Annotated in this window: 5 protein-coding genes and 1 riboswitch; all 5 genes read left to right on the top strand. The window is 68.3% G+C overall.

The window, feature by feature from the left end; translation table 11 throughout:
• Positions 1 to 819: xanthine dehydrogenase accessory protein XdhC (gene xdhC / locus G3O00_RS40260; protein WP_241025566.1), on the top strand; the 819-nt coding region annotated here is incomplete at its 5' end.
• An 18-nt stretch (positions 820 to 837) separates the two neighbouring features.
• The gene (locus tag G3O00_RS40255; protein ID WP_011351306.1) at positions 838 to 1,863 is read left to right on the top strand and encodes an adenosine deaminase; all 1,026 of its coding nucleotides are present in this window, start codon (positions 838 to 840) and stop codon (positions 1,861 to 1,863) included.
• Between the two features lie 26 nt (positions 1,864 to 1,889).
• Positions 1,890 to 2,237 (top strand): hypothetical protein, encoded by a 348-nt coding sequence (locus G3O00_RS40250; protein ID WP_206146323.1) that lies wholly within the window; start codon positions 1,890 to 1,892, stop codon positions 2,235 to 2,237.
• A complete protein-coding gene (guaD, locus tag G3O00_RS40245; RefSeq protein ID WP_011351304.1) occupies positions 2,234 to 3,550 on the top strand; it encodes a guanine deaminase in 1,317 nt (438 codons plus the stop codon). The genes G3O00_RS40250 and guaD overlap by 4 nt, the downstream gene beginning before the upstream one ends.
• 157 nt (positions 3,551 to 3,707) lie before the next feature.
• A riboswitch (yybP-ykoY riboswitch) is annotated at positions 3,708 to 3,845 on the top strand.
• A gap of 78 nt (positions 3,846 to 3,923) precedes the next feature.
• Positions 3,924 to 4,496 (top strand): TMEM165/GDT1 family protein, encoded by a 573-nt coding sequence (locus G3O00_RS40240; protein ID WP_041492773.1) that lies wholly within the window; start codon positions 3,924 to 3,926, stop codon positions 4,494 to 4,496.
• The last annotated feature ends 78 nt before the right edge of the window (positions 4,497 to 4,574 follow it).

The raw sequence follows: 4,574 nt of genomic DNA, 5'->3' as shown, positions 1-4,574 counted from the left end.
ACGCCGAACAATATCGACGTCGTGCGTTCGCTGCGCAGCGCGCTCGGGCGTCGCATCGCGCTCGGCTCGCCGCTCGTCAACGAGCTGCGCGAGCTCGAGGCGCAGCTCGAGGCGATGAAGAGCGATCTCGGCTGGATCCTGTCGCTCGCGAAGCGTGTCGCGGCCGGCGCCGCGACCGTGCGTAGCGTATCATTCGGCCCCTCGCCGGGCGCGCCGCTGTTGAGCGAGCCCGAATCGGAAGCCGCGCGTGCCGACTGCCTGCTGTGGGAAACCGGCGGCGTGTCGCTGATGACCGAAACGATCGCGCCGTATGCGTTCCCCGTCGTGCTGTTCGGCGCCGGGCACATCGGCACCGCGCTCGTGAAGGTGCTGGCGACGCTGCCGTGCCACGTGCGCTGGATCGACGGGCCCGATGCGGTGTTCCCGCCGGCCGACGCGCTCGCCGGCATCGGCAACCTCGCGATCGAAGCGGCCGCTGCCCCGGCCGACGCGGTCGACGCCGCACCGCCGCAGTCCTACTTCGTCGTGATGACGCACGACCACGCACTCGATTTCGTGCTGGCCGAGCGCATCCTGCGGCGCGGCGACTATGCGTACTTCGGGATGACCGGCTCGCACGCGAAACGCGTGCAGTTCGATCATCGCCTCGCAGCCATCGGCATCGACCCGGCCCAGGTCGCGCGGATGCGCTGCCCGATCGGTGTCGAAGGCATCATCGACAAGGCACCCGAAGTGATCGCGATCTCGGTGGCGGCGCAATTGCTGCAGGCCGTCGAGGCAAACGCGAATGCGTCCGCACAGGCTTCCCCTACCTACTGACCGACCAAGAACGACGCCATGACCCCGACATTCAAGGACAAGATTGCCCGCGCGCCGAAAGCGGAGCTGCACATCCATATCGAAGGCTCGCTCGAGCCCGAACTGATTTTTGCGCTCGCGCAGCGCAACGGCGTGAAGCTCGCGTACGACTCGATCGACGCGCTGCGCGCCGCGTACGCATTCACCGACCTGCAATCGTTCCTCGACATCTATTACGCAGGCGCGAGCGTGCTGCTGACCGAGCAGGATTTCTACGACATGACGGCCGCGTACTGCGAACGCGCACTCGCCGACAACGTCGTCCACACCGAGCTGTTCTTCGATCCGCAGACGCACACCGAACGTGGCGTGCCGATCGACACGGTCGTCGCGGGCATCGAGCGTGCACTCGCCGACGCCGAACAACGCGGGCTGTCGAGCAAGCTGATTCTGTGCTTCCTGCGCCACCTGTCCGAAGAGGACGCGCTCGCGACGTTCGAATCCGCACTGCCGTTGTTCGAGCGCTATCGCCATCGCCTGATCGGCGTGGGCCTCGACTCGTCCGAGCTGGGCCATCCGCCGACGAAGTTCGCCCGCGTGTTCGAGAAGGCGCGCGCGCTCGGGCTGAAGCTCGTCGCGCACGCGGGCGAGGAAGGCCCGCCCGCCTATATCTACGAAGCGCTCGACGTGCTGAAGGTCGACCGGATCGACCATGGCGTGCGCAGCATCGAGGACGCGGCACTCGTCGAACGCCTCGCGAAAACCCGCACGGCGCTCACCGTGTGCCCGCTGTCGAACCTGAAGCTTTGCGTGTTCGACGACATGGCGAAGCACACGCTGAAGGCGCTGCTCGATCGCGGCGTCGCGGTGACGATCAACTCCGACGATCCGGCTTATTTCGGCGGCTACGTCAACGAAAACTACTTCGCGACGGCCGAAGGGCTGCAACTCACGGATGCCGAAGTCCATGCGGTGATCCGCAACGGCTTCGAGGCGTCGTTCATCGAACCGGCGCAGCGCGACGCACTGTACGCGCGCCTCGACGCGTACTGGCAAGCCGCGTGACGGCCGGCATCGAGGAACGCTGACAGATGAAACACGGCAACGGCATCCGCTTCGCGACCACCGGCCCGGCCTTGCGCCGGGACGACCGCGCGCGTGAGCGCACGGCGACGGCGTCGTTCGTCGTCGCGCGCGCGTGCCTGCCGTCGCGATTTGCTGTTGCGCTCGCCACCGCACCGGTCGCGAGCGCAACGGCTGCGAGGCCCGCCGGCAACCACTCGCTGGCGGCTACGGCCGCCACGTTCGCTCGCGCTATCGCATCCGGTCGTGCCGCACGCAGTGTGCCGCACCCGCTCGCCAGGCGCCGCCTTGCCCTCGTGCGGCGTCGCTCGTTTTCTTCTGTTCGCCTTACCTTGATGCAGGACCATTCGTCATGACGCAAACCGCTTTTCGTTCCCAGCTGCTGACCTTCAACGGCGACCCGGCGCAATCGAGCCAGGCCGCGAACTACGAGACCGACGGCCTCCTGATCGTCGACGACGGCAAGGTCGTCGCGGCCGGCCCGTACGCGCAGCTCGCCGCGACGCTCGCGCGCGACACGATCGTCCATGACCTGCGCGACAAGCTGATCGTGCCCGGTTTCATCGACACGCACATCCACTATCCGCAGACGGACATGATCGCGTCGCCGGCGCCGGGCCTGCTGCCGTGGCTGGACAAGTACACGTTCCCGACCGAGCGCCAGTTCGGCGATCCCGAGCATGCGCGCGAAGTCGCCGACTTCTTCGTCGACGAACTGCTCGCCTGCGGCACGACGAGCGCGCTCGTCTACTGCACGGTGCACAAGCAGTCGGCCGATGCGCTGTTCGCGTCGAGCGACGCACGCGACCTGCGGATGATCGCGGGCAAGGTGCTGATGGACCGCAACTGCCCCGAATTCCTGCGCGATACCGCGCAATCGGGTTACGACGACAGCGCCGAGCTGATCGACCGCTGGCACGGCAAGGGCCGCCAGATGTATGCGCTCACGCCGCGCTTCGCGCCGACGTCGACCGAGGCGCAGCTCGAGGCGTGCAGCGAGCTCGCGCGCCGCCATCCGGACGTGTTCGTGCAGAGCCACGTCGCGGAGAACGTCGATGAAGTGAAATGGGTGGCCGAGCTGTTCCCCGGCCATCGCAGCTATCTCGACATCTACGACCGCTACGGTCTGCTGCGCCCGCGCGCGGTGTACGGCCACTGCATCCACCTCGACGACGAGGACCGCCGCCGGATGGCCGAGACGCGCACGGTCGTCGCACACTGCCCGACCTCGAACTTCTTCCTCGGCAGCGGGCTGTTCGATTTCGACAAGGCCGGTGAATACGACGTGCCCGTCACGCTCGCGACCGACGTCGGCGGCGGCACGTCGTTCTCGATGCTGCAGACGATGAACGAGGCGCACAAGGTCGCGCGGCTGTCGGGCCACCACCTGACCGCGACGCGGATGTTCTGGCTCGCGACGGCCGGCGCCGCGCAGGCACTCGACCTTACCGATACGGTCGGTACGCTCGCGCCGCGCACCGAGGCCGACTTCGTCGTGCTCGATCCGCAGGCCACGCCGCTGCTCGCGCGCCGCACGAAGCGCGCGGATTCGCTCGAGGAGCTGCTGTTCGCATTCGCGCTGCTCGGCGACGACCGCGCGGTGTACCGCACCTATGCGGCAGGCAAACTCGTCCACGAGCGCGGCGCGGCACGCCGCGCGGCCGCGTAACGGCGTTCCGGGCGCGTTTCCCGGCAGGCGCGGGCATCCGCCACCGTGCCTGCCGGGCCGCCCGTCCCGCCGGAGATTGCCGTCCGCCGATCCCGCCCCGACGCCACGCACAGCGCCCGCCAACCGCTTTCCCGCGCGCGACGCGCCGTGCTAGAATTCGCCGCTCATTGGGGAGTAGCCGCTCCGCTCGATGTCCCGCGCCCCCGGCGCGCATCGTGACGGAGGCGTCCGTCAACAGACTTGGCCGTCAGGCCATGGCGGACGCAGCCACGTTGGCCTGGCGAGACCGATGGTTCACAGCGCGCCGCATCAGGGCCCGGCGCGCGGTGGATCGTCGCTCGCACGCACAACATCGGCCCGTGGAACCCCATCCGTGTCCCAAGCCTTCCTGATCTCCACAGGCGCCGTCGCCCTCGCTGAAATCGGCGACAAGACCCAACTGCTTTCCCTCGTACTGGCCGCGCGCTATCGCAAGCCGGTGCCGATCATTCTTGGCGTGCTCGTCGCGACACTCGTGAACCACGGTTTCGCCGGCGCACTCGGCGAATGGCTCGGCGTGCTCGTCACGCCGTCGATCATGCGCTGGGCGCTCGCGTTCTCGTTCATCGCGATGGGGTTGTGGATCCTCGTGCCGGACAAGCTCGACGACGACGAGGCCAATACCAACCGTTCGCGGCTCGGCGTGTTCGGTGCGACCCTCGTCGCGTTCTTCCTCGCGGAAATGGGCGACAAGACGCAGATCGCGACCGTCGCGCTGGCCGCGCGCTTCCAGGACTACATCGGTGTCGTGGCCGGCACGACGTTCGGGATGATGCTCGCGAACGTGCCCGCGATCCTGCTGGGCGACCGCTTCGCGCACCGCCTGCCGACGAAGCTCGTGCACGGCATCGCGGCCGTGCTGTTCGTCGTGCTCGGCGCGCTGGCACTACTGGGCATCGGGGTCTGACGGGGAGGAAGATGGCGGGCGCGGCCGGACGGCCGCGCCGAGACTGACGCTGCGTTACTTCGCGGCGGCGGCACCCGA

It is taken from the genome of Burkholderia sp. Ac-20384, from assembly GCF_017104605.1.
Taxonomy (GTDB): Bacteria; Pseudomonadota; Gammaproteobacteria; order Burkholderiales; family Burkholderiaceae; genus Burkholderia; species Burkholderia lata.
Note: the sequence above shows the minus strand (reverse complement) of the source record. Positions and strands in the feature narration are given on the sequence as shown.